Origin of the sequence: Pseudomonas frederiksbergensis (genome assembly GCF_003732275.1) — a bacterium.
Classification (GTDB): domain Bacteria; phylum Pseudomonadota; class Gammaproteobacteria; order Pseudomonadales; family Pseudomonadaceae; genus Aquipseudomonas; species Aquipseudomonas frederiksbergensis_H.
This window is the reverse complement of record NZ_MOBM01000009.1, coordinates 45,398-70,517: the sequence shown is the minus strand read 5'-3', so window position 1 is coordinate 70,517 and position 25,120 is coordinate 45,398. Positions and strand designations below refer to the sequence as shown.

Below are 25,120 nucleotides of genomic sequence, written 5' to 3'. Positions count from 1 at the left end.
GATAAATTTATTCTAAAAATCGCCCAAACAATCATTTAATACATTAGAAAATTCTGTATTAATTATTCCAATCCCAAGCAGTTCGGGGAGCAAAAACCAAAAAAATGAAAAAGGATGATCAGATGAAAAATGAAAAAAACGTCGAAGAAAAGCTTAACCGGATCACTTCTGGTCCGGATAATTTTGGGTGGGCTCCATTGGCTTGGGCTCACACAGAAGAGTAAATAACACCAATGTGCGGCAAGCATTTTTGCCGCACATTGAAAAAACCAGGAGGATTGTATGTCACCACCGAATAGGATATCGACACTCTTCGGCCATGAGGAATTATCAATTATTGCGGACTCAGAGGACTTCCTCAGAGAATGTGCGCTTCTAGGGTTCAATACGGCCAATATTTCAAAGCTAGAGAAATTACCAAAAAACAGTATTGTTTTTTCCTTTAGCAACGACGCTGCAAAAATGACGTTTGATCTAGCAAAAAACACGGAGAGCAAGAAAAGCGTTTTCTGCGCAACTCAAGTGTTCGAGCCCACTGTAGCTGCGGCGCTTTATAGCCTGAAGCTTTTGCTGAGCTGCAATTTTGAACATGCCTTATGTACACAGCGATCCGTGTTAAACATGCTCAATTCAAATGAGTCATTTCTCCTGTCTGGTAACGACGCCGATGCGCAGGTCTCGGTTTTTCCGCACGCCCAGCCTTACGCACTACTTGCCGAAGACGTGTCTCACGATTTTGTTCAGTCCGTGGCAGAGTTTTTTGAAGTTCATTACGCGCACATGAACCCACAAGAGCCCTGTCCGTTTTCTTTTACCGGCACATTAAAAATCGCGGGAATATTAACAGTACTTAGAAAACCTAATCCGATACTGCCAGATGGTTTGAAAACCTCCCTTAGATGGCTGAGTGATCGAATTTCGGAAGAAGGTGCACTCTTATCAATAAAAGACAACACCATCACTTCACTAAAGGTAAAAAATGAGGAGCACATAAAGCTTCTGGATCTTGCGGCTGGTTCTCGTGGACTTCAACTGACGGAGTTCGCCATCGGGGTAAACGAGGCTATCGCATCAAATATTGATTACAAGATCAACTCACAAATGAATGAAGGCATCAGCGGGGTTCATTTAGCCATTGGTGATGGGTCTTCCGGTTACCACATAGACTTCCTTAGTCCTTCCGTGAACGTAAACCCAATACACTAATTAATTCAATAGCAACCCGATAACGTTAAAAACATCTGTTCTATATCTCTGTCGCAACAACGCCTGCGCATGTGCGCCCCCTCGCGTTGCTGAATACATCGCTATCGCGGGCAAGCCCACTCCTAATTTGGATGTTCGCCGGACACAAAATTTGTGTTCTCTGGAGATCCAAGTAGGGGTGAGCCTGCTCGCGATGAACGATTACACGGTTTCCCGCTGGTTACTTGGACACCTTGACGTTATCGAGCATCCTATTCACTGCCAGTTCCGCCAACATGATGATCTGTTGAATCGCCATCGCCGTGTGCCGATGTGGTCCTTCCAGGTAACCCGCGAAGTCGCTGGTCATGACGCTGGCCGAGGCGAGTGATTCGCAAGTATGCGTCAGCAGGTCTTCATCTCTGATATCCGGCGCGACCATGAACATGGTGCTCGGTTTGCGGGCGACCGGGGATTTGAGGATGGAGGGGTTTAGGTAGTGATCGAGGGCGCGGTCGGCGGCTTCGTGGAGTTTTCTTGAATCGAGTGATTCGTAGGGGGATGCCGGATCGGCGTCTGGCGGATTGGGCGTAATTTTGCACATAGTATTCTTTTCCTAATGGGCAGCCACGCCTCGCTACTAATACGAGGGGGTGGCGGCTGTACGCAGGTTAGTAGACCGGGGAAAAGAAGAAAGCCGGCGCACCCGAGGGCGCCCTACGCACAGCCACCATCAAATACAGGCATGGAAATACCTGTCTGACGGACGCTCGTGCGACCTTCTAATACCACGGGCTACTAAACCCGATCACTGGGAATCAGTGACGGAAATCAAGTTACCGAGGGTGCTCATAACGCACAAGCCGGCGGATTCTGGCGTAGTCGTAGGCAATGCCGCAAGGTGCTGTAGCTTTCAGGAAGTAACTCTAAACACCTTTAAACAGGCACTTCGAGCTGACTCCTATATCGCGGGCCAGCCCGCTCCCACAGGTTTTTGTGGTGGCTGTTACTGCGCGGTAGCCTTCAGGCCAGTGAGCAGTAGCCGCTGAAACAAATCCTCTTTCAGCCCTTCCGGTTTCGTCAGCTGCATCCTTTCCAGATGCACCGGGAATTCCGAAGCCGCTGGTGCATCCAGCGCAGCCTTGCCCAATTCCAGAATCTCCGTGAGCTTGAACTTGCTCTTCAACCAGCTCAGCGCCCGCAATAAATCCCGTTCCTCAGCGGTGAAATCACAGCCCAAAGGATATTCCGGAAACAGATTCGTATGCCGTGCCTGAATGGCCTGCAACCGCTGTGGGTTGTTGTCGGCGAAACGCGGATCGAGTCGAAAATGCTTCGGCAATTTGCCAACGCTCTGCGCCTGCTCGATCAGCCCCGGTTGGAAGCGTGAGTCGCTGATGTTCAGCAACGCCTCGATCACCGCCGCGTCGGTCTTGCCCCGCAAATCGGCGATGCCGTACTCGGTGACGACGATGTCCCGCAGGTGCCGTGGGATCGTGCAGTGGCCGTAATCCCAGACGATATTCGAACTGAGTTCACCGCCCGACTCGCGCCAACTGCGCAGCAGCAGGATCGAACGCGCGCCTTCCAGAGCATGCCCTTGGGCCACGAAGTTGTACTGCCCGCCGACACCGCTGAGTACCCGTCCATCCTCTAACTGATCGGCCACCCCCGCGCCCATCAAGGTCATGGTGAAGACGGTATTGATGAAGCGTGCATCGAGGCGCTGCAAGCGTTTGAGCTCTTCCTGACCGTAGAGCTCGTTGATGTAGCTGATGCGGGTCATGTTGAACTCGAGCCGCTTACTCTGCGGTAGCTCGCGCAGGCGCTCGTAAAAACTGCGCGGCCCGAGAAAAAACCCGCCATGCACGCAGATACCGTCGGTTTGTACGGCCTCGTCCAGCGTGCCGGCATTCGCCTGCTGCTGGGCCAGCACGTCCGGGTAGACTTTGCGCCGCACAATCCCGGCATCGGCCAACACCAGCAAGCCGTTGACGAACATTTCGCTGCAACCGTAAAGGCCCTTGGCGAACGGTTCGATGCCTCCTTCACGCTCAATCAACTGCGCCCACTGGCTGAGATTCAGGTCCGCCAGCAACGCCTTATAACCGCCACTGTCAGCCTGCCGCGCCAGCAACGCTGCCGTCAGGGCATCGCCCATGGCACCGATGCCAATCTGCAAGGTACCGCCGTCGCGCACCAGCGTGCTGGCGTGCAACCCGATGAAATGATCCTGGAAACCCACCGGCATGTTCGGCGTGGAAAACAGCGTGGTGCTGTCCTTCGCGTCGATCAGCAGGTCGAAGCTGTCGATGCCGATTTCCGCATCGCCGGGCATGTACGGCAAATCGTTATGTACCTGGCCCACCATCAGGATCATTTCCCCCGCCGCCCGGCGTTTGGCGATCATCGGAAACAGGTCGAGGGTGATGTCCGGGTTGCAGCTCAGGCTCAGGCGATCGGGATGCTCGCTGTGGCTGGCGACCAGTTGCGCGACCAGGTTCAAGCCGGCGGCATTGATGTCCCGGGCGGCGTGGCTGTAATTGCTGCTGACGTAATCCTGCTGGGCCGATGCGCTGTTAAGCAGGCTGCCTGGTTGCATGAAGAATTGATGAATGTGGATGTTGGCCGGCAGGCTGTCGCGATGCAGGTCGGCGAGGAAATCCAGCTCCGGATAATCGCCGAACACCCGCTCGATAAAGGGTTCGAGGAAGCGCTTTTGCAAGCCATCGCCCAATGGCGGGCGTCCGAGGCACAGGGCGGTGTAAATCGTCAGTTGCCGCTCGGGCAGTTGCGCGATCCGTTGATACAGCGCGTTGACGAAGTGATTGGGTTTGCCCAGCCCCAACGGCAATCCCATGTGGATATGCGCCGGCAACCGCGCCAGGACGTCATCGACCGCCTGTTCGATAGAACACAACTGCACCATCTGATCCTCCCGCCCGTTCCATGAATTGGGGTTGGACCGAGCTTGCCGGGTCTTTGCTGCAAAGCATAGCCTCAGGGGTAAATCGCGGGCACAAAAAAGCCGCTCTTAAGCGGCTTTTCGTTGAAGACCGGGCTTACTTCAGGCCAGACATCTTCTGGATGGCGCCTTTGAGCTCGGCGTCTGCGCAATCGGCGCAAGTGCCTTTTGGCGGCATTGCGTTGAGGCCGGAGATTGCTTTCGCCAGCAAGCCATCAACACCGCCTTCTTTCTTGGCGCGCTCGCCCCAGGCTGCGGCATCACCAATTTTCGGTGCGCCCAACAGGCCGGTACCGTGGCAAGCGTTGCAATGTTTCGCAATCACTTCGTCAGGGGTCTTGGCACCACCACCGCCACCAGCAGATGCAGCGACTTCCATCCCCTTGCACTCTTTGCCCTGCACACAAACCTGGCCGACGGGTTCTAGACGTTTAGCAATATCGTCGTTGGTCGCTGCTTGTGCGCTGACTGCCCAAAGGGCCAATACGGTTGCTGGTACAGCCAGCATTTTCATAATTAGATTCACGCGTTCACCCTCAATGGTGGCTAGTCACGCCCACGGCCACGGTTCGCAGGCGGGCGCAAGTATAGCGGTAAGCCCGTCACACTGAAACAACCCCAAAGTCGAAGGGGTCTTGTCGTGGGATGGGAATACAGCATGGGCGTCTCCACAATCCGGGCAGGACGCCTCTTCTCTTAGAAATTCGCTGGGGTAGCTGCGCTGATTAGTCGCGCCGGGGCATCGAACGGATTACGGAAGCGGTGCGGCTTGGTACTTTCAAAGTAGTAGCTATCGCCGGCTTCGAGCACAAATGTTTCGAGCCCGACCACAAGCTCCAGCCGACCTTCCACCAGAATCCCGGTTTCCTCGCCCTCATGGGTGAGCATTTCGTCACCGGTGTCGGCGCCTGGCGGGTAGATTTCGTTGAGGAACGCGATAGCCCGGCTCGGGTGAGCCCGACCGACCAGTTTCATGGTCACTGCCCCATCGGAAATATCGATCAGCTCGTGGGCTTTGTAGACGATCTGAGTCGGTTTTTCCTGCAGGATTTCTTCGGAAAAGAACTCGACCATGGACATGGGGATCCCGCCCAGTACCTTCCTCAGCGAACTGATCGAGGGGCTGACGCTGTTCTTCTCGATCATCGAAATGGTGCTGTTGGTAACACCCGCGCGTTTGGCGAGCTCACGCTGGGAAAGACCTTTGAGCTTACGGATCGATTGCAGTCGTTCACCGACGTCCAATGCTGGAGCCTCCAGGGATTCAGGTTGCAAGAATATTGAGCGTTATCATGGCGACAGCGTTCAGTATTTACAACACTTGGGCCTGAATCCTGTTTGGCGAAGCGACTTTCGGTCGGGAACGTTTTTCGTCAGGCCCCGGAATAGAGCAGCGGCACTCGACGCAGGTTGCAGAAGATCTGGTAAGGAATCGTGCCCGCGGCCATCGCAATGTCACTGGCGAGGATATTTTTGCCCCACAACTCGACGGGCGAGCCGAGGCCGGCTTGCGGCACATCGGTCAGGTCGATGCAGAGCATGTCCATCGACACGCGGCCAATCAACTGGCTGCGCTGCCCGGCGACCATTACGGGCGTACCGGTCGGTGCCTGGCGCGGATAACCGTCGGCATAACCCATTGCCACCACGCCCACGCGCATCGGCTTGGGGGTGACGAATTTCGCGCCGTAACCAATCGGCTCGCCAGCCGGCAATTCACGCACGCAAATCACTTTCGATTCCAGGGTCATCACCGGTTGCAGGCGAGACGCCACGGCATTGGCCTCCTCGAAAGGCGTTGCACCGTAGAGCATGATGCCCGGGCGCACCCAATCGCTCGGAATCTGCGGCCAACCGAGCACCGCCGGCGAATTACGCAGGCTGATTTCAGCCGCCAAACCCTGACGCGCCGCCTCGAACACCGCAACCTGCTCGGCGCTGGTCTGGCAGTGCAGCTCATCGGCGCGGGCGAAGTGACTCATCAGCACGATCTTCGCCACTTTGCCGCTGGCCAGCAGCCGTTGATAGGCCGCCTGGTAATCCGCCGGGTGCAAGCCAACCCGATGCATGCCCGAGTCGAGCTTGAGCCAGACCGTGATCGGTTTGCTGAGCGCGGCTTTTTCGATGGCTTCGAGCTGCCACAGCGAATGCACCACGCACCAGAAGTCATGCTCGACGATCAGCGACAGTTCATCGGCTTCGAAAAAACCTTCGAGCAACAACACCGGCGCACGAATGCCGGCGGCACGCAGCTCCAACGCTTCTTCAATACACGCCACGGCAAACCCGTCCGCCTCGGCTTCCAGTGCCTGGGCGCAGCGTACCGCGCCATGGCCATAGGCATCGGCCTTGATCACCGCGAGGGCCTTGGCTCCCGTGACTTCACGGGCGATCCGGTAGTTGTGGCGCAGGGCTTGAAGGTCGATCAGGGCACGGGCTGGACGCATGGCGGCAGACTTCTAGTCGGTCATTTGAAAAAAACCGGCGCTGGCTGACAGCGTGAACCGCCAACAGCACCGGGAGAGGGATCTTTCTGGCGGAGCGTTATGGCAGCGCGGCAACAACCGACAGCTCAACCAGGATTTGCGGTTCGCACAGCTTCGATTCAACGGTAGCGCGGGCCGGGGCGACTCCTTTTGGGAGCCATTGGTCCCACACCGCATTCATGCCTTCGAAGTGCGCATCGATGTCTTTCAGGTAAATCGTCACCGACAGCAGACGATTCTTGTCGGTCCCGGCCAGATCCAGCAAACGCTCGATATTTGCGAGGGTTTCACGGGTCTGCTGTTCAATCCCGGCGCTCATGTCATCGCCGACCTGCCCTGCCAGATACACGGTACTGTTGTGGACAACGATCTGGCTCATGCGCTCATTGGTGAGCTGGCGCTGGATTGACATGTTTTGCGGACTCCTGAAGTTTGTTGCCATAACGGGAAATATCGAGGCCTTCGGCGCTGATCTGCGGCGTTTTCTTCGCCATCAGGTCAGCCAGCAAACGACCGGAGCCACAGGCCATGGTCCAGCCGAGCGTACCGTGGCCCGTATTCAGAAACAGATTTTTGAACGGTGTGGCGCCGACAATCGGGGTGCCGTCCGGAGTGGTCGGACGCAGGCCGGTCCAGAAGCTCGCCTGGGGCAGATCGCCGCCCTGAGGATAAAGGTCGTTGACGATCATCTCCAGGGTTTCGCGCCTTTGCTGCTTCAACGACAGGTCAAAACCGGCTATTTCCGCCATGCCGCCGACGCGGATGCGGTTGTCGAAACGGGTGATCGCGACCTTATAGGTCTCGTCGAGAATGGTCGACGTCGGGGCCATCGCCGGGTTGATGATCGGCACGGTCAGCGAGTAACCCTTGAGCGGATACACCGGAGCCCGGATGCCCAACGGCTTGAGCAACTGCGGCGAGTAGCTGCCCAGCGCCAGCACGTAGCGGTCGGCGGTTTCCAGCTTGCCGTCGATCCACACGCCGTTGATGCGATCACCGGCGAAGTCGAGGCGCTGAATGTCCTGGCCGAAACGGAATTCCACACCCAGTTTCGTGGCCATTTCGGCCAGGCGGGTGGTGAAAATCTGGCAGTCGCCGGTCTGGTCGTTCGGCAGGCGCAAGGCACCGGCGAGGATGTCGGTGACACTGGCCAGGGCCGGTTCGACCCGGGCAATGCCGGCGCGATCGAGCAGTTCGAACGGCACGCCGGACTCTTTCAGCACGGCGATGTCTTTGGCGGCGCCATCAAGCTGCGCCTGGGTGCGGAACAGCTGGGTAGTCCCCAGGCTGCGGCCTTCGTAGGCAATACCGGTTTCGGCACGCAATTCGTCGAGGCAGTCGCGGCTGTACTCGGACAAGCGCACCATGCGCTCCTTGTTCACCGCGTAACGGCTGGCGGTGCAGTTGCGCAGCATCTGCGCCATCCACAGGTATTGATCGATGTCGGAGGTGGCCTTGATCGCCAATGGCGCGTGACGCTGCAACAGCCACTTGATGGCTTTGAGCGGCACGCCCGGCGCGGCCCACGGCGAGGCATAACCCGGCGAAACCTGCCCGGCGTTGGCGAAACTGGTTTCCATGGCCGCTGCTGGTTGACGATCGACGACCGTCACTTCAAAGCCGGCCCGTGCCAGATAATAGGCACTGGCGGTACCGATGACGCCGCTACCCAAGACCAGAACGCGCATTTTCATATCCCTCATCGCGGCTTACCGCTGACGTTTATTGTGCAGACCGAAGATGTGGGCAGTTTAAAAAAGATTAGCCAGTGCTTTTCACTATATAAGTGCCTATATTTGGCGACAATTCTCGGCAAAAACCCTTTTCACGGAGGCGCATCCCCTATGCGGACCAACACTCAGACCAAACGTGAGCTGGACAAGATCGACCGCAACATCCTGCGGATCCTGCAAGCGGACGGGCGTATTTCCTTCACCGAATTGGGGGAAAAGGTCGGCCTCTCCACCACGCCCTGCACCGAGCGGGTACGGCGACTGGAGCGCGAAGGGATCATCATGGGCTACAACGCCCGCCTGAATCCGCAGCACCTCAAGGGTAGCTTGCTGGTGTTCGTCGAGATCAGCCTCGACTACAAATCCGGTGATACTTTCGAAGAGTTCCGACGCGCGGTGCTGAAACTGCCCCACGTACTGGAATGCCATTTGGTGTCAGGTGATTTCGATTACCTGGTGAAAGCACGGATATCCGAGATGGCCTCGTACCGCAAACTGCTGGGCGACATCCTGCTCAAGCTGCCGCATGTACGCGAATCCAAGAGCTATATCGTGATGGAAGAAGTGAAAGAGAGCTTGAACCTGCCGATTCCGGATTGAGGCTTCAGCCACAAGGGAAGGGTTGCCTGAGCGACCGCTATCGCGAGCAGGCTCGCTCCCACAGGTATAGCGGTGTCCTTGTGGGAGCGAGCCTGCTCGCGATTGAGGCGACTCGGTCCCGACTGAAGTAACGCGGCTTTAAACCAACACCTGTCGGGTAGAAGCCATGTACTCATGAATCTGCTTCTCAACCCGCGGATGGATCAGCTCCACCGGTCGCCGCCCGTTGGGGCATGGCAACGTCTTGGTGGTACCGAACAGCCGACAGATCAGCGGTCGTTCGTCATACACCGTGCAGCCGTTGGGTCCTAGATGGACGCAGTTGAGCTCATCCATCGCCGCATCCTGCTCGGCCCGGGTCTTGCGCGGCAGGCGGGACATTTCTTCGGGCGAGGTGGTCACCGGCCCACAGCAGTCATGGCAGCCGGGCACGCACTCGAAAGAGGGGATCTGCTGGCGCAGCGTGCGAATTTTCTGACTGTTGCAACTCATCGAAGCGGTGACCGAATGCGGAATAGGCCGGGATTCTGACGCAAAAACCCCAATCCAGACAGCGCCAACCGACCGGTGTTGCCCGTGTCCGAAGCGGCGGCTTATGCTCCGTCAACTTTTTCAAACACACGAACTCAGGATGACGCACATGAACGCCCCCGTTCAGCAACCTGCCTCGAGCCAACACGCGTCCTCTTATTACGCCGCCAGCAGCCTGCCGCAACCCGATCTTGCGGTGCTCACAGGTGAGCTGGTGGCGGACGTGTGCGTGGTGGGCGGCGGGTTCTCCGGGCTGAACACCGCGATTGAATTGGCCGAACGTGGCTTCAGCGTGGTGCTGCTCGAAGCGCACAAGATCGGTTGGGGCGCCAGCGGACGCAATGGCGGGCAATTGATTCGCGGCGTCGGGCATGGCCTGGATCAGTTCGCCAACGTGATCGGTGCAGACGGTGTGCGTCAGATGAAACTGATGGGCCTGGAAGCGGTGGAAATTGTCCGACAGCGGATCGAGCGTTTTCAGATCCCTTGCGACCTGACCTGGGGTTACTGCGACCTCGCTAACAAAGCCCAGGACCTGGAAGGCTTCGCCGAGGACGCCATCGAGCTGCACAGCCTCGGTTACCGTTACGAAACCCGTCTGCTGCAAGCCAATGAAATGCACAGCGTGGTGGGTTCCGACCGCTATGTCGGCGGCTTGATCGACATGGGCTCCGGGCATCTGCACCCCTTGAACCTGGCACTCGGCGAAGCGGCTGCCGCCGGGCAATCGGGCGTGAAGCTGTTCGAACAATCGGCGGTGACCCGTATCGATTACGGCCCCGAGGTCAAGGTCCACACCGCCCTGGGCTCGGTTCGCGCGAAGACGCTGGTGCTGGGTTGCAACGCCTACCTCAACGATCTCAATCCACAACTCGGCGGCAAAGTGCTGCCCGCCGGCAGTTACATCATCGCCACCGAACCCTTGAGTGAAGAACAGGCCCACGCGCTGCTGCCGCAAAACATGGCGGTCTGCGATCAACGGGTGGCGCTGGATTATTACCGACTCTCGGCAGACCGACGTTTGCTGTTCGGCGGCGCCTGCCATTATTCAGGACGCGACCCGAAAGACATCGCCGCGTACATGCGACCGAAGATGCTGGCGGTATTCCCACAACTGGCCGGGGTGAAAATCGACTATCAATGGGGCGGAATGATCGGCATCGGCGCCAATCGCCTGCCGCAGATCGGACGGCTCAAGGAGCAGCCGAATGTGTATTACGCCCAGGCTTATTCCGGTCATGGGTTGAACGCCACGCATCTGGCGGGGAAATTGTTGGCTGAAGCTATCAGTGGTCAGCAGAGTGGAGGGTTCGATCTGTTTGCCAAGGTGCCGCACATCACCTTCCCCGGCGGTAAACATTTGCGTTCGCCGTTGTTGGCGTTGGGGATGTTGTGGCATCGGTTTAAAGAGTTGGTCTGAAAGATTTGTGGCGTCCGTGCCGACGCCTTCGCGAGCAAGCCCGCTCCCACATTTGATCGTTGTCGAGCACAAAATCTGTGTTCGCTAAAAATCAAATGTGGGAGCGGGCTTGCTCGCGAATCGATTTAAAGAACACCGCAAAACTCAGATCCGCCAGAACGGTTTAAGCCCCTCCTCCCGCGCCTGTTCCTGACTCAATCCGACATCCCTGAGCTGTTCCGGCGTCAATTCCAGCAACACCTTGCGCGTGTGCAGACGATGCCAGAACAGACCCCAGCGACCCAGGCAGGACGGTGCATTGCGCATGACCGCCTCGCGTGCGCCGTTTTTTTGCCCTGCCGCCAGTTCCTGACTGTGTAACGTCAGCCGCACATCGCTCAAGCCGTTCATTTTTGTCGCTCCTGTTTACTTGGGTAGCCAGAGCTTTCATGATGCGCGGACGGCGAAAAGCATTACAGATTCAACGAGGACGTATTAAATACATACAGATTTTCCGTTTCAGCCTCTGAATCCTATATTTTTGCCCCATCTGTACTGGTTAACCGAATCACCCACACCGAGACTGCGCCATGACCCTCTACGTCAACCTCGCCGAATTGCTCGGCACGCGTATCGAACAGGGCTTCTATCGTCCCGGCGACCGGTTGCCTTCAGTGCGGGCACTGAGTGTCGAACACGGGGTCAGCCTGAGCACGGTGCAGCAGGCCTATCGAGTGCTGGAAGACGTGGGTCTGGCGATGCCCAAACCCAAGTCCGGCTACTTCGTACCGGTGAGTCGCGAGCTGCCGGAGCTGCCAGCGGTTGGCCGGCCGGCCCAACGACCGGTGGATATTTCGCAGTGGGATCAAGTGCTGGAACTGATCCGCGCCGTACCGCGCAAGGACGTCGTGCAACTGGGTCGCGGCATGCCGGACATCACCACGCCGACCATGAAACCGCTGCTGCGCAACCTGGCGCGAATCAGCCGGCGGCAGGACATGCCAGGTCTGTATTACGACAACATCTACGGCACCCTTGAATTGCGCGAACAGATCGCTCGCCTGATGCTCGACTCCGGTTGCCAGTTGAGCGCCAACGATCTGGTGATCACTACCGGTTGCCATGAAGCACTGTCCACCAGCATCCGCGCCATCTGCGAGCCAGGCGACATCGTCGCCGTAGATTCGCCGAGCTTTCACGGCGCCATGCAGACGCTCAAGGGCCTGGGCATGAAAGCCCTGGAAATCCCCACCGACCCGCTCACCGGCATCAGCCTCGATGCTTTGGAACTGGCATTGGAGCAATGGCCGATCAAAGCCATACAGTTGACCCCCAACTGCAACAACCCGCTGGGCTACATCATGCCGGAGGCGCGCAAACGTGCGCTGTTGACGCTCGCACAGCGTTTCGACGTGGCGATTATCGAGGACGATGTGTATGGCGAACTGGCCTACACCTACCCGCGCCCACGCACGATCAAATCCTTCGACGAAGACGGCCGCGTCCTGCTCTGCAGTTCTTTTTCCAAGACTTTGGCACCAGGCCTGCGCATTGGTTGGGTCGCACCGGGTCGTTATCTGGAACGGGTGCTGCACATGAAGTACATCAGCACCGGCTCCACCGCGCCGCAACCGCAGATTGCGATTGCCGAATTTCTCAAGGCCGGGTACTTCGAACCGCATTTACGGAAGATGCGCACGCAATACCAGCGCAATCGCGACACGATGATCGACTGGGTGACCCGCTACTTCCCCGCTGGCACCCGGGCCAGCCGTCCGCAAGGCAGCTTCATGCTGTGGGTCGAACTGCCGGAGGGCTTCGACACCCTGAAACTCAATCGGGCGCTGCATGATCAAGGCGTACAGATTGCCGTGGGCAGTATCTTTTCCGCCTCGGGCAAATACCGCAATTGCCTGCGGATGAACTACGCTGCCAAAACAACCCCGCAGATCGAAGAAGCAGTGCGCAAGGTCGGTGCGACAGCCATCAAACTGCTGGCGGAAACCGACTGACCTTTCTTCGGGAAGCGGCGTCCATATGCTAACCGCCACCACCCGGAATACGCTCCGTGAGAATCAGACAGCCCCTGCTTGCTTTTCTGTTACTCGTCTCGCTCCTTGGTGGCTGTACAACACTCAACGTCCCTCGCGAGCCGAGTCAGGCCCTGCCAGCGGCCGATTCGGCGTTCGGCCGTTCGATCCAGGCCCAGGCCGCCCCCCATCAGGGCCAATCGGGTTTTCGCTTGCTCTCCGATAGCGCCGAAGCCTTCACCGCCCGTGCCGAGCTGATTCGCAACGCCCAGAGCAGCCTCGATCTGCAGTACTACATCGTCCATGACGGCATCAGCACACGAATACTGGTGAGCGAGCTGCTCAATGCCGCCGACCGCGGCGTGCGGGTACGGATTCTGCTCGACGATACCACCAGCGATGGCCTGGATCGGATCATCGCGACCCTCGCCGCGCACCCGAAGATTCAGATCCGCGTGTTCAACCCGCTGCACCTGGGCCGCAGCACCGTCGTTACGCGAACCATGGGCCGGTTCTTCAACCTGTCGCAGCAACACCGGCGCATGCACAACAAACTGTGGCTGGCGGACAACAGCGCGGCAATCGTGGGTGGGCGCAACCTAGGGGATGAGTATTTCGATGCCGAGCCCAACCTCAATTTCACCGACATCGACATGCTCAGTGTCGGCCCGGTTGCAGAGCAGCTGGGGCATAGCTTCGATCAGTACTGGAACAGCGCCCTGAGCAAGCCGATCGAACAGTTTCTCTCGACCAAGCCGACAGCCAGGGATCTGAAAAACACCCGGACCCGACTGGACGAATCCCTGGAGGAAACGCGCAAACAGAACCACGCGCTCTATCAGCAGTTGATGGCCTACACCACTCACCCGCGCCTGGATGTCTGGCGTCGGGAGCTGATCTGGGCCTGGAACCAGGCGTTGTGGGACGCACCGAGCAAGGTGCTGTCCAAGGGCGAGCCGGCTCCGCACTTGCAACTGACCACCCAGTTGGCGCCCGAGCTCAATGGGGTCAGCAAGGAGCTGATCATGGTCTCGCCCTACATCGTACCCGCCCAACCGGGCTTGGTGTACCTGACCGATCGCGCCGATGCCGGCGTGTCGATAAGTTTGCTGACCAATTCACTGGAAGCCACCGATGTGCCGGCCACGCACGGTGGTTATGAACCTTATCGCAAAGCTTTGCTGGAGCATGGTGTGCAGCTGTTCGAATTACGCCGCCAGCCCGGCGACAACGGAGGCAGCGGCAGCGGCAGCGGACCGCGCCTGTTTCACAGCGGGAGCAGCTCCTCCCGTAGCTCCGACTCCAGCCTGCACAGCAAGGCGATGGTTTTCGACCGACAGAAAGCCTTCATCGGCTCGTTCAATTTCGACCCGCGCTCGGTACTGTGGAACACCGAAGTCGGGGTATTGGTGGACAACCCGCAGCTTGCCGAACGGGTGCGCGAACTGGCACTGGAAGGTATGGCGCCACCCCTCAGCTATCAGGCCCGGCTGGAAAAGGGTCAGGTCGTCTGGGTCACCGAAGATGACGGCAAGCAGCACACATTGACCAAAGAACCGGGAAGTTGGTGGCAGCATTTCAATTCATGGCTCAGCAGCATGGTTGGCCTGGAGCGGATGTTGTAGTCAGGAGGATGGTGATCAATTGTGGCGAGGGAGCTTGCTCCCGCTCGGCTGCGCAGCAGTCGCAAATCGGCATCCGCGTTCTGTCTGAATAAGCGGTGGCGCATGATTTAGGGCCGCTGCGCGACCCAACGGGAGCAAGCTCCCTCGCCACAGGGTTTTGCAGCGCTCAGGCTGGTTCGGCAACTGTCCCAAACGCCCCTTGCCGCGACACCAGAATCACCAGCCCCAACGCGCCCGCCGCCATCAGCAACGGCAAGGCATGCCCGCTGATCCACTGGCTGCCGGCACCGGCCGCCAAGGGCCCAATCAGGCAACCAATGCCCCACAACTGCGCGATATGGGCATTGGCCCGCACCAGCGCATCATCGCGATAACGCTCGCCGATCAGGATCAGCGACAAGGTGAACAAACCACCGGCACTGGCGCCAAACAACACCCACAGCGGCCAGATCAGCAGCGTGTCGATCAGCAACGGAATCGCCAGGCTCGACAGCAACAAGAGCACCGCACAGCCGGTGAATAACGTACGCCGCGACAAGCGATCGGCCAGCGCACCAATCGGCAACTGCAGCAAGGCATCACCCACCACCACCGTGCCGACCATCGCCAAGGCGATTTCCGTGGTGAAGCCCTGACGCAGGCAGTAGACCGGCAGCAAGGTCAGGATCATTGCTTCGAACGCGGCGAACAGCGATACCGCCCAGGCAATTGCTGGCAAGCCGCGGCAGAAGGTCAACAAGTCACCGAGGGTTACGCTGCAGGCTTCGCTGGTGGGTGCGCCGCCGCGACCCAGCAGCAGGAACGGTGACGTCATCAGCAAACCGACACCGACCCAGAAGCCATAATCGTGCTCGGTGCCCAACGCACCCAACAGCAACGGCCCGGCCAACTGACTCAGCGCATAGCTACTGCCATACAGCGCCACCAGTCGACCGCGCCATTGCTCGACCACCAATTGGTTGATCCAGCTTTCACCAAGAATGAAGACGAGGGTCAGGATCACCCCGATCATCAACCGCAGCGCCAGCCAGACCGGGTAGCTCGGCCACACTGCCAGCAAACCGATGGATACCGCCCCGGCCCACAGACATAGGCGCATCAAATTGGCCGTGCCAAGACGGGCCGCGAGGTGGCTGGAGATTTTCGCCCCCAGCAATACGCCAATGGCCGGCATCGCCGCCATCACGCCGATCGCGAACGAGCCGTAACCCCAGCCTTCCAGACGCAGCGATACCAACGGCATGCTGACACCCAGAGCCAGGCCGACACTCAAGACAGACGCCAAAACGGCGAAATAAGTCGCCCAACGCATGTTCCACACTCCTGTGGATTGTTATTTTACCGGTGGCACAAAACACTGTGGGAGCGAGCCTGCTCGCGATGACGGAGCAACATTCAACATTGACGTCGACTGTCATACCGCTATCGCGAGCAGGCTCGCTCCCACAAGGGATCTATGTTGCAACGGGCCCCGATATGAACCGGGGCCCGCTACAGATTACAACTTGATCCAGGTCGCCTTCAGCTCGGTGTACTTGTCGAACGCGTGCAGCGACTTGTCGCGACCGTTGCCGGACTGTTTGAAGCCACCGAACGGCGCGGTCATGTCGCCGCCGTCGTACTGGTTGACCCACACGCTACCGGCACGCAAAGCCTTGGCGGTCAGGTGAGCCTTGGAGATGTCGGCGGTCCAGACTGCAGCGGCCAGACCGTAAGGCGTGTCGTTGGCGATCTGGATGGCTTCTTCAGCGCTGTCGAAGGTGATGACCGACAACACCGGACCGAAGATTTCTTCCTGAGCAATTTTCATCGCGTTGCTCACGCCATCGAAAATCGTCGGCTCGACGTAGGTGCCACCGGTTTCCTGAAGAATGCGCTTGCCACCAGCCACCAGTTTGGCGCCATCGGTGTGACCGGATTCGATGTAGGACAGCACAGTGTTCATCTGCTGGGTGTCCACCAGCGCACCGACATTGGTTGCCGGGTCCAGCGGGTTGCCCGGTTTCCAGGTTTTCAGGGCCTCGATCACCAGCGGCAGGAATTTGTCCTTGATCGAACGCTCCACCAGCAGGCGCGAACCGGCGGTGCAGACTTCGCCCTGGTTGAAGGCGATGGCACCGGCAGCGGCTTCGGCGGCGGCTTGCAGGTCCGGCGCATCAGCGAACACGATGTTCGGGCTCTTGCCGCCAGCTTCCAGCCAGACACGTTTCATGTTCGATTCGCCGGAGTAGATCAGCAGTTGCTTGGCGATCTTGGTCGAACCGGTGAACACCAGGGTGTCGACGTCGTTGTGCAGGGCCAGGGCCTTGCCGACGGTGTGACCGTAACCCGGCAGCACGTTCAACACACCTTTCGGGATACCGGCTTCAACGGCCAGCGCCGCAATGCGGATCGCGGTCAGCGGAGATTTTTCAGACGGTTTAAGGATCACCGAGTTACCGGTGGACAGCGCCGGCCCGAGCTTCCAGCAGGCCATCATCAACGGGAAGTTCCACGGCACGATCGCACCGACCACGCCGACCGGCTCGCGAGTCACAAGACCCAGCTGATCGTGCGGGGTGGCGGCGACTTCGTCGTAGATCTTGTCGATGGCTTCACCGCTCCAGCTCAGGGCTTGCGCCGCGCCGGGAACGTCGATGTACAGGGAGTCGCTGATCGGCTTGCCCATGTCCAGGGTTTCGAGCAGGGCCAGCTCTTCGGCGTGCTGTTTCAGCAGGCCGGCGAAACGAATCATGGTGGCTTTGCGTTTGGTCGGCGCCAGGCGCGACCAGGCGCCGGAATTGAAAGTGGCGCGGGCGTTATCCACGGCACGCTGGGCATCGGCGGCGTCACAGCTGGCAATCTTGCCCAGCAGACGGCCATCGACGGGGCTGATGCACTCGAAGGTCTCATCGGAGACGGCATCGGTGTATTCGCCATTGATGTAGGCGCGGCCTTCGATCTTCAGATCGAGAGCCCGTTGTTCCCAGTCGGCACGAGTCAGGGTGGTCATTCGAGTGTCCTCCTCTTATTGAATACGAGTGCCCCGCGGTCTATGCGGGTGCTGTCAGGAATTCTGCCCGGCCAGCCTGCTTTTCGGCTCAAGGCAACCGTTACCCTAAACCAGCGGCCGGTGAAGTTTCAATATATTTGACACAAGGCCGGCAAACGGCCTTGCGATGTTCATTTTAATAAACATAGACTTTCAATTTTCCAGCGCAATCACGGGGGAATACCAGCATGAGCATTCAGGATATCGTCGATTTCAGCCAGGCCAACACCCAGCCCGATCGCTATCGACCAGACCCGGCGAAAGTCCTCAAGGGAGACCCCGAGCAAGCGGTGTACAACCATTACAACAGCCCATGCGGCCAAATGAGTGCGGGTGTTTGGGAAGGCGAAGTCGGCCAGTGGCTAGTGAACTACACCGAGCACGAATACTGCGAAATCGTTCAGGGGGTTTCAGTGCTGCGCGACGGCGAGGGTAACGCCAAGACTCTGCGTGTGGGCGATCGCTTCGTGATTCCGGCCGGTTTCAAAGGCACCTGGGAAGTGCTGGAGCCGTGCCGCAAGATCTATGTGGTGTTTGAACAGAAGGCTTGAGGATTTGTGCCGCCCCGGCCGGCCCTTTCGCGAGCAAGCCCGCTCCCACATTTGATCTGCGTCGTTCACAAATCCAATGTGGGAGCGAGCCTGCTCGCGATGAGGTCCTGGCAGACCAAAACAAAACACGCAGGCAACAAAAAAGGCCCGTATCTCGCGATACGGGCCTTTTTCGTAAGAGGGAAAAATCAATTACTTGATTTTGCCTTCTTTGTAGATCACGTGCTTACGAACAACCGGATCAAATTTCTTGATCTCGATTTTGTCCGGAGTAGTGCGCTTGTTCTTGTCGGTAGTGTAGAAGTGACCAGTACCGGCGCTCGAAATCAAACGAATCAATTCACGCATGATTAGCTCCCTTAGATCTTGCCGGCTTTGCGGATTTCGGCCAGCACGACAGTGATGCCACGCTTGTCGATGATACGCATGCCTTTGGCAGATACGCGCAGACGCACGAAACGTTTCTCTTCTTCAACCCAGAAGCGGTGATGCTGCAGGTTCGGCAGGAAACGACGACGGGTTTTGTTGTTTGCGTGGGAAATGTTATTCCCAGTCACCGGACCCTTACCGGTAACTTGACATACTCTCGACATGCCTCAGCCCTCTAAAACCACATGCCCAACCCGGCATGGGTTGGCCGCTTAATCTCTCAGTCATTTGGCGCCAGGCGCCGCGTTTCTTTAGAGGTCTTACCGGCTACACCTACAGTGAAGGAACCGGGCCCCTAGAAAAGAGCGCTGCTTTATACCAGAAAGACTGGAGAGCAACAACATTCCGTGTGCGCGAACTTGATAAATTCCCCCTTTTCCGGGCGCCGGGCGCCTTGGATAAAGGCTGTCGCCGATTAAGACCGCTCGTCGCAGAGAATCGGCCAACCGACCGATTCCGGGTTTTCCTCGGCCCGCATCACCGAAAACAAGCGCATATAGTCTCCTTAAAACGAAAAAGGGGATAGTCATTTGCAAAAGAGCCCACTAGGGTAAGCCTTTTCCAGACTGCACTTGCAGATGGGCCTTCGATCTGTAAAGGAATCCGACCATGCGCCTCGCTGCCCTACCGCTGCTGCTCGCACCGCTTCTACTGAGCCCCCTGGCCCATGCTGCCGCCCTGAGCGTCTGCACCGAAGCCAGCCCGGAAGGGTTCGATGTGGTGCAATACAACTCGCTGACCACCACCAACGCCTCGGCCGACGTGCTGATGGACCGCCTGGTGGACTTCGACACGGCCAGCGGCAAAGTGGTCGCCAGCCTGGCGGACAGCTGGGAAGTCACACCCGACGGCCTGACCTACGTTTTCAAATTGCACCCGCAGGTGAAATTTCACCATACCGAATACTTCAACCCGACGCGTGACCTGACCGCCGAAGACGTGAAGTTCAGTTTCGACCGCATGCTCGACCCGGCGCACCCGTGGCACAAAGTCGCCCAGAGCGGCTTCCCGCATGCCCAGTCGATGCAGTTACCGGCGTTGATCAAGAAGATCGACGCATTGGACCCGCTCACCATCCGCTTCACCCTCGATCACCCGGACTCGACTTTCCTGCCGACCCTGAGCATGGGTTTCGCCTCGATCTATTCGGCCGAATACGCCGACCAACTGTTGAAGGCCGGCACGCCGGAAAAGCTCAACAGCCAGCCGATCGGCAGCGGGCCGTTCATTTTCACGCGCTTTCAGAAAGACGCCTCGATTCGCTACAAAGCCAACCGCGACTACTTCCGCGGCAAGCCATCGGTAGACCCGCTGATCTTCGCCATCACTCCGGACGCCAACGTGCGCTTGCAGAAATTGCGCCGCAACGAGTGCCAGATCGCGCTGTCGCCCAAACCGCTGGACGTACAGGCTGCGAAGCAAGAACCGACCCTGAAGGTGGAAAAGACTGACGCCTTCATGACCGCATTCGTCGGAATCAACAGCCAGCATCCGCCGCTGGACAAACCTGAAGTGCGTCAGGCCATCAACCTGGCATTCGACAAGGCCAATTACATCAAGGCTGTGTTCGAAGACACCGCCGAGCCTGCCAATGGCCCATACCCACCCAACACCTGGAGCTACGCCAAAAACCTCTCGGGCTATCCCCATGATGTCGAGAAAGCCCGGGCGTTGATGGCCAAGGCCGGGCTCAAGAGTGGCTTCCAGACCACCATCTGGACCCGCCCTTCCGGCAGCCTGCTGAACCCCAATCCGAGCCTCGGCGCGCAATTGCTGCAGTCCGACCTCGCGGAAATCGGCATCCAGGCCGAGATTCGTGTGATCGAATGGGGCGAGCTGATTCGCCGCGCCAAGGCCGGCGAACACGACTTGCTATTCATGGGCTGGGCTGGCGACAACGGCGACCCGGACAACTTCCTCACACCGCAGTTTTCCTGCGCGGGGGTCAAATCCGGCACCAACTTCGCCCGCTACTGCAACCAGGACCTGGACAAGCTGATCAGCGCTGGCAAGACCACTGGTGAGCAAGGTGTACGCACCAAGCTCTACGAGCAGGCCCAGGCTCAGATCCAGCAACAGGCGTTGTGGCTGCCACTGGCGCACCCGACGGCCTTTGCGCTGACGCGTAAGGATGTGCAGGGCTATCAGGTCAGTCCGTTCGGTCGTCAGGATTACTCGAAGGTCAACCTCAAGTAATCCGCCCCGCCACAACCCCCTGTGGGAGCGGGCTTGCTCGCGAAAGCGGTCTGTCAGTAGACATTGATATCGACTGACACGACGCCTTCGCGAGCAAGCCCGCTCCCACAGGAGTTGCTTACCCCTCTAGCCCTCTCACATCCACCCATACTCGGCCATGGACAGCGGATCACCATCCCCAACGATGAAATGGTCTAGCACCCGCACATCGATCAGGTCCAGGGCCTCTTGCAGGCGCTTGGTCAGCGTACGGTCGGCTTGACTGGGGTTGGTGTTACCCGACGGATGGTTGTGGCAGAGGATCAACGCTGCGGCATTGTGGGCCAAGGCGCGTTTAACCACCTGCCTCGGATAAACACTGGTGCTGTCGATGGAGCCGCGAAACAGCACTTCAAACGCCAGCACTTGATGCTTGGAATCCAAAAACAGACACCCAAACACCTCGTGAGGCTCGTGGCGCAACATCGACTTCAGGTAATCACGAACCGCCTGCGGATTCTCCAGTGCCGATTTTTGGCGCGCACGTTCGGCCAAATGCCTTCTGCCCATTTCCTGGGCCGCTTGCAACTGAGCGAATTTCGCTGGCCCAAGCCCTAATTGCCTGCTGAATGCAGCCTGATCGGCCTCTAGCAGTGAGCGCAGGCTGCCAAACTGATTCAGCAGATGTCGCGCCAGATCAACTGCGCTTTTACCCGACACGCCGGTCCTTAAAAAAATCGCCAGCAGTTCGGCGTCCGAAAGGCTCCCCGAGCCCAACTCAAGCAACCTCTCCCGCGGCCGCTCGGCCGCCGGCCAATCGCGAATACTCATAGCACCTCCCTGGAATGTGGGCGCCGCTGTTCCATAGCGGTCGCTGTGATATCGTAGCCCATCTTTTTTGCTGGCGAATTCATCCCTGGGGAGGGGGTATCGCCAAGCAGTCATCAACGAAATGAAAGGCAGACCTATGCAGCGGCTGTATCGGAAACGCATCGTTCTGGGCGTCGGCGGCGGCATTGCGGCCTACAAGAGCGCCGAGCTGGTTCGCCGCCTGATCGACCAGGGCGCCGAAGTGCGCGTGGTCATGACCCGTGGCGGCAGCGAATTCATTACCCCGCTGACCATGCAGGCGTTGTCCGGGCATCCGGTCCATCTCGATTTGCTGGACCCGGCGGCCGAAGCCGCGATGGGCCACATCGAGCTGGCCAAGTGGGCCGACCTGGTACTGATCGCTCCCGCCACCGCGGACCTGATCGCCCGTCTGGCCCAAGGCATTGCCGACGATCTGCTGACCACGTTGGTGCTGGCCACCGACGCCGTGGTCGCGGTTGCCCCGGCGATGAACCAGGCCATGTGGCGCGATCCGGCGACCCAGGCCAACCTGCAAACCCTCGAAAGCCGTGACCTCAAGGTCTTCGGCCCAGCCTCCGGCAGCCAGGCCTGCGGCGACGTCGGTATGGGCCGCATGCTCGAAGCCACCGACCTCGCCCAGTGCGCGGCAGACTGCTTCCAGCGCCAGGCGCTGACCGGCAAACACGTGCTGATCACCGCCGGCCCGACCCAGGAAAACATCGACCCGGTGCGCTACATCACCAACCACAGCTCTGGAAAAATGGGCTTTGCCCTGGCCGAAGCCGCGGTAGAAGCCGGCGCCCGCGTGACTCTGATTACGGGTCCTGTGCATCTGCCGACCCCGGATCGCGTCACGCGCATCGACGTGGTCAGTGCCCGCGACATGCTCGCTGCCTGCGAAGCGGCGATCCCTTGCGACCTGTTCATCGCCTCTGCTGCGGTCGCGGACTACCGTCCGGAAGTCGTCGCCCCACAGAAACTCAAGAAAGACCCTACGAACGGCGACGGCTTGTTGCTACAGATGGTCCGCAACCCAGACATCCTGGCCACCATCGCCACCCGTCCCGACCGTCCGTTCAGTGTCGGTTTCGCCGCCGAAACCGAACACTTGCTCGATTACGCTGCACGCAAGTTGAAAGACAAGAACCTCGATCTGATCGTCGCCAACGACGTCGCGAACCCGAGTATTGGCTTCAACAGCGAAGAAAACGCCTGCAGCGTAATCGACCGTGAGCTGCACGCCACACTCTTCGCCCAGACCAGCAAGAGCAAAATCGCTCGCCAGCTGATCACTTTTATCGCCGAACGTCTGAACCAGGTTTAATTTACATGCACGCTTTGCAAGCCAAGATCCTCGACCCACGCATCGGTACCGAATTCCCACTGCCGCAATACGCGACGCCAGGCTCCGCCGGCCTCGACCTGCGCGCCATGCTGGAAAAAGACACCGTCATCAAGCCGGGCGAAACCCTGCTGATTCCGACCGGCCTGTCCGTCTACATTGGCGATCCAGGTTTGGCCGCGCTGATTCTGCCGCGTTCCGGCCTGGGCCATAAGCACGGCATCGTGCTGGGCAACCTGGTCGGCCTGATCGACTCCGATTACCAAGGCCCGCTGATGGTGTCGTGCTGGAACCGTGGCCAGACCGATTTCAACATGGTGGTAGGCGAACGCCTGGCGCAATTGGTGCTGGTACCGGTAGTTCAAGCTCATTTTGAAATGGTCGAAGAGTTCGTCGAAACCCAGCGCGGCACCGGCGGTTTCGGCCACTCCGGCAGCCACTGATCCGAAAGATGGCAACCCTGTGGCGAGGGGGCTTGCCCCCGTTGGGCAGCGAAGCGGGCCCAAACTCTGTGAGTCATTACCGATTTTTGTGAGTGCTATGCACTCAAGCGGGAGCAAGCTCTCTCACCACAAATTGCACAGTCGTCATCTGGAAGGTTTACCACTGAAAATCAAGGCATTGAACGGCAATTGCTCGTCGATGCTGATGGCATGGCCTTTTCATACCACGAACTCTCGGTGGAAAACGCCGTCATACCCTTCAGTTTGAGCCTGCCGACGAGTTTTTCGCCGGCAGGTCCAGCCACTTTCGAGATGGAGCATTCCTACAGATGAGCACCCCAGCCCAAGTCGCACCCAAGTTCCCCGACAGCATCTTCCGCGCCTACGACATTCGCGGCACCGTCCCGGAATTCTTGAACGCTGAAACAGCTTATTGGCTTGGTCGCGCCATCGGCTCCCAGAGCCTGGCCCAGAATGAACCCAATGTGTCCGTCGGCCGTGACGGTCGCCTGTCCGGCCCGGAACTGGTCGAGCAACTGATCAAAGGCCTGGCCGACAGCGGCTGCCACGTCAGCGACGTCGGCCTGGTACCCACCCCTGCGCTGTACTACGCCGCCAACGTACTGGCCGGCAAATCCGGCGTGATGCTCACCGGCAGCCACAACCCGTCGAACTACAATGGCTTCAAGATCGTCATTGCCGGCGACACCCTGGCCAACGAACAGATCCAGGCCCTGCACGAACGCCTCAAGACCAACAACCTGAGCAGCGGCAAGGGCAGCATCACCAAGGTCGAGATCCTCGATCGCTACAACACCGAAATCGTCCAGGACATCAAACTGGCTCGTCGCCTGAAAGTCGTGGTCGATTGCGGTAACGGCGCGGCCGGCGTGATCGCCCCGCAACTGATCGAAGCCCTGAACTGCGAAGTCATCCCGCTGTTCTGCGAAGTCGATGGCAACTTCCCGAACCACCACCCGGACCCGGGCAAGCCTGAAAACCTCGTGGACCTGATCGCCAAGGTCAAGGAAACCAACGCCGACATCGGCCTGGCCTTCGACGGCGACGGCGACCGTGTGGGCGTCGTTACCAACACTGGCAGCATCGTTTTCCCTGATCGCCTGCTGATGCTGTTCGCCCGCGACGTCGTGGCGCGCAACCCGAACGCGGAAATCATCTTCGACGTCAAATGCACCCGTCGCCTGATTCCGCTGATCAAGGAATACGGCGGTCGTCCGCTGATGTGGAAGACCGGTCACTCGTTGATCAAAAAGAAAATGAAACAATCCGGTGCCCTGTTGGCCGGCGAAATGAGCGGGCACATCTTCTTCAAGGAGCGCTGGTTCGGTTTCGACGACGGCATTTACAGCGCCGCACGGCTGCTGGAGATCCTCAGCAAGGAAAAATCCACCGCGGAAGAGCTGTTCGCGACCTTCCCGAACGATATTTCTACGCCAGAGATCAATATCCATGTGACCGAAGAGAGCAAATTCAGCATCATTGATGCACTGCACGATGCGCAATGGGGTGAAGGCGCCGACCTGACCACCATTGACGGCGTGCGAGTCGACTATGCCAAAGGCTGGGGCCTGGTTCGCGCCTCCAACACCACACCGGTGCTGGTGCTGCGCTTCGAGGCCGATGACGAGGCTGAATTGCAGCGCATCAAGGATGTGTTCCACGTCCAGCTGAAACGCGTTGCACCTGATCTCCAATTACCGTTTTGATCTTCTGAAGCACCCG

The 25,120-nt window shown here is 58.7% G+C and carries 23 protein-coding genes and 1 pseudogene; 10 read left to right on the top strand and 14 right to left on the bottom strand.

The annotated features are described in order from the left end of the window. The first annotated feature begins 282 nt into the window (after positions 1–282). Positions 283–1,206 (top strand): CgnE/CgnB domain-containing protein, encoded by a 924-nt coding sequence (locus BK662_RS06825; protein WP_052964503.1) that lies wholly within the window; start codon positions 283–285, stop codon positions 1,204–1,206. Positions 1,207–1,426: 220 nt separating this feature from the next. On the opposite strand, the gene BK662_RS06820 is transcribed toward BK662_RS06825, so the two are convergent. From BK662_RS06820 to dadA, 7 genes are all read right to left on the bottom strand, one after another. Next, positions 1,427–1,789, bottom strand: a complete 363-nt coding sequence (locus tag BK662_RS06820; protein ID WP_123357433.1) for a DUF6124 family protein — start codon at positions 1,787–1,789, stop codon at positions 1,427–1,429. Positions 1,790–2,191: 402 nt separating this feature from the next. Continuing rightward, a complete protein-coding gene (locus BK662_RS06815; RefSeq protein WP_123357432.1) occupies positions 2,192–4,114 on the bottom strand; it encodes an acetyl-CoA hydrolase/transferase C-terminal domain-containing protein in 1,923 nt (640 codons plus the stop codon). A 133-nt stretch (positions 4,115–4,247) separates the two neighbouring features. Further along, positions 4,248–4,664, bottom strand: coding sequence for a c-type cytochrome (locus tag BK662_RS06810; protein ID WP_033053381.1), 417 nt, complete (start codon positions 4,662–4,664; stop codon positions 4,248–4,250). A 182-nt stretch (positions 4,665–4,846) separates the two neighbouring features. Then, positions 4,847–5,395: a cupin domain-containing protein gene (locus BK662_RS06805; protein WP_007894746.1), complete on the bottom strand. Its 549-nt coding sequence runs from the start codon at positions 5,393–5,395 to the stop codon at positions 4,847–4,849. A 128-nt stretch (positions 5,396–5,523) separates the two neighbouring features. Then, positions 5,524–6,597 (bottom strand): alanine racemase, encoded by a 1,074-nt coding sequence (gene alr / locus BK662_RS06800; protein WP_123357431.1) that lies wholly within the window; start codon positions 6,595–6,597, stop codon positions 5,524–5,526. 97 nt (positions 6,598–6,694) lie between these two features. Next, the gene (locus BK662_RS06795) at positions 6,695–7,048 is read right to left on the bottom strand and encodes a RidA family protein (protein ID WP_123357430.1); all 354 of its coding nucleotides are present in this window, start codon (positions 7,046–7,048) and stop codon (positions 6,695–6,697) included. Continuing rightward, the gene (gene dadA / locus BK662_RS06790) at positions 7,020–8,324 is read right to left on the bottom strand and encodes a D-amino acid dehydrogenase (RefSeq protein ID WP_123357435.1); all 1,305 of its coding nucleotides are present in this window, start codon (positions 8,322–8,324) and stop codon (positions 7,020–7,022) included. Before dadA ends, BK662_RS06795 begins: the two co-directional genes overlap by 29 nt. Before the next feature lie 156 nt (positions 8,325–8,480). On the opposite strand from dadA, the gene BK662_RS06785 reads away from it, so the two are divergent. After that, positions 8,481–8,969 carry an Lrp/AsnC ligand binding domain-containing protein gene (locus BK662_RS06785; RefSeq protein WP_003206849.1) on the top strand — a complete coding sequence of 163 codons (489 nt, stop codon included), beginning with the start codon at positions 8,481–8,483 and terminating at the stop codon, positions 8,967–8,969. A gap of 138 nt (positions 8,970–9,107) precedes the next feature. Here the strand turns inward: BK662_RS06785 and BK662_RS06780 are convergent, their stop codons facing one another. Continuing rightward, on the bottom strand, positions 9,108–9,461 hold the full coding sequence (locus BK662_RS06780) for a YkgJ family cysteine cluster protein (protein ID WP_007894729.1): 354 nt from the start codon (positions 9,459–9,461) through the stop codon (positions 9,108–9,110). Between the two features lie 148 nt (positions 9,462–9,609). On the opposite strand from BK662_RS06780, the gene BK662_RS06775 reads away from it, so the two are divergent. Then, entirely contained in the window at positions 9,610–10,920 is a 1,311-nt protein-coding gene (locus BK662_RS06775) for an NAD(P)/FAD-dependent oxidoreductase (RefSeq protein WP_123357429.1), read from the top strand. 144 nt (positions 10,921–11,064) lie between these two features. On the opposite strand, the gene BK662_RS06770 is transcribed toward BK662_RS06775, so the two are convergent. Continuing rightward, the gene (locus BK662_RS06770; RefSeq protein WP_123357428.1) at positions 11,065–11,310 is read right to left on the bottom strand and encodes a DUF1127 domain-containing protein; all 246 of its coding nucleotides are present in this window, start codon (positions 11,308–11,310) and stop codon (positions 11,065–11,067) included. Between the two features lie 179 nt (positions 11,311–11,489). On the opposite strand from BK662_RS06770, the gene BK662_RS06765 reads away from it, so the two are divergent. Then, entirely contained in the window at positions 11,490–12,911 is a 1,422-nt protein-coding gene (locus tag BK662_RS06765; RefSeq protein ID WP_123357427.1) for an aminotransferase-like domain-containing protein, read from the top strand. A gap of 56 nt (positions 12,912–12,967) precedes the next feature. Then, complete coding sequence (locus BK662_RS06760) at positions 12,968–14,554, top strand: phospholipase D family protein (protein WP_123357426.1); 1,587 nt, start codon at positions 12,968–12,970, stop codon at positions 14,552–14,554. A gap of 166 nt (positions 14,555–14,720) precedes the next feature. Here BK662_RS06760 and BK662_RS06755 read toward each other — a convergent pair whose 3' ends face one another. Both BK662_RS06755 and BK662_RS06750 read right to left on the bottom strand, forming a co-directional pair. Continuing rightward, positions 14,721–15,866 (bottom strand): MFS transporter, encoded by a 1,146-nt coding sequence (locus tag BK662_RS06755; RefSeq protein ID WP_123357425.1) that lies wholly within the window; start codon positions 15,864–15,866, stop codon positions 14,721–14,723. A 186-nt stretch (positions 15,867–16,052) separates the two neighbouring features. Continuing rightward, positions 16,053–17,546, bottom strand: coding sequence for an aldehyde dehydrogenase (locus BK662_RS06750; protein ID WP_123357424.1), 1,494 nt, complete (start codon positions 17,544–17,546; stop codon positions 16,053–16,055). A 227-nt stretch (positions 17,547–17,773) separates the two neighbouring features. On the opposite strand from BK662_RS06750, the gene BK662_RS06745 reads away from it, so the two are divergent. Next, positions 17,774–18,136, top strand: coding sequence for a cupin domain-containing protein (locus BK662_RS06745; protein WP_123357423.1), 363 nt, complete (start codon positions 17,774–17,776; stop codon positions 18,134–18,136). Positions 18,137–18,328: 192 nt separating this feature from the next. Here BK662_RS06745 and rpmG read toward each other — a convergent pair whose 3' ends face one another. Together rpmG and rpmB are read right to left on the bottom strand one after the other, a co-directional pair. After that, positions 18,329–18,484: a 50S ribosomal protein L33 gene (gene rpmG / locus BK662_RS06740; protein WP_007894709.1), complete on the bottom strand. Its 156-nt coding sequence runs from the start codon at positions 18,482–18,484 to the stop codon at positions 18,329–18,331. Between the two features lie 11 nt (positions 18,485–18,495). Then, positions 18,496–18,729: a 50S ribosomal protein L28 gene (gene rpmB, locus BK662_RS06735; protein ID WP_007894701.1), complete on the bottom strand. Its 234-nt coding sequence runs from the start codon at positions 18,727–18,729 to the stop codon at positions 18,496–18,498. A 445-nt stretch (positions 18,730–19,174) separates the two neighbouring features. Between rpmB and BK662_RS06730 the strand changes: the two genes are divergently transcribed. Beyond that, entirely contained in the window at positions 19,175–20,761 is a 1,587-nt protein-coding gene (locus BK662_RS06730; protein WP_123357422.1) for an ABC transporter substrate-binding protein, read from the top strand. A 135-nt stretch (positions 20,762–20,896) separates the two neighbouring features. Here the strand turns inward: BK662_RS06730 and radC are convergent, their stop codons facing one another. Further along, the gene (gene radC / locus BK662_RS06725; protein ID WP_123357421.1) at positions 20,897–21,571 is read right to left on the bottom strand and encodes a RadC family protein; all 675 of its coding nucleotides are present in this window, start codon (positions 21,569–21,571) and stop codon (positions 20,897–20,899) included. A gap of 136 nt (positions 21,572–21,707) precedes the next feature. Between radC and coaBC the strand changes: the two genes are divergently transcribed. The 3 genes and pseudogenes from coaBC to BK662_RS06710 all read left to right on the top strand — a co-directional run. Then, the gene (coaBC, locus tag BK662_RS06720) at positions 21,708–22,916 is read left to right on the top strand and encodes a bifunctional phosphopantothenoylcysteine decarboxylase/phosphopantothenate--cysteine ligase CoaBC (RefSeq protein ID WP_007894693.1); all 1,209 of its coding nucleotides are present in this window, start codon (positions 21,708–21,710) and stop codon (positions 22,914–22,916) included. 5 nt (positions 22,917–22,921) lie between these two features. Further along, positions 22,922–23,377: a dUTP diphosphatase gene (gene dut, locus BK662_RS06715; protein ID WP_007894692.1), complete on the top strand. Its 456-nt coding sequence runs from the start codon at positions 22,922–22,924 to the stop codon at positions 23,375–23,377. A 350-nt stretch (positions 23,378–23,727) separates the two neighbouring features. After that, positions 23,728–25,104: pseudogene (locus BK662_RS06710) on the top strand (phosphomannomutase/phosphoglucomutase); the annotation flags it as partial. Between the last annotated feature and the right edge of the window lie 16 nt (positions 25,105–25,120).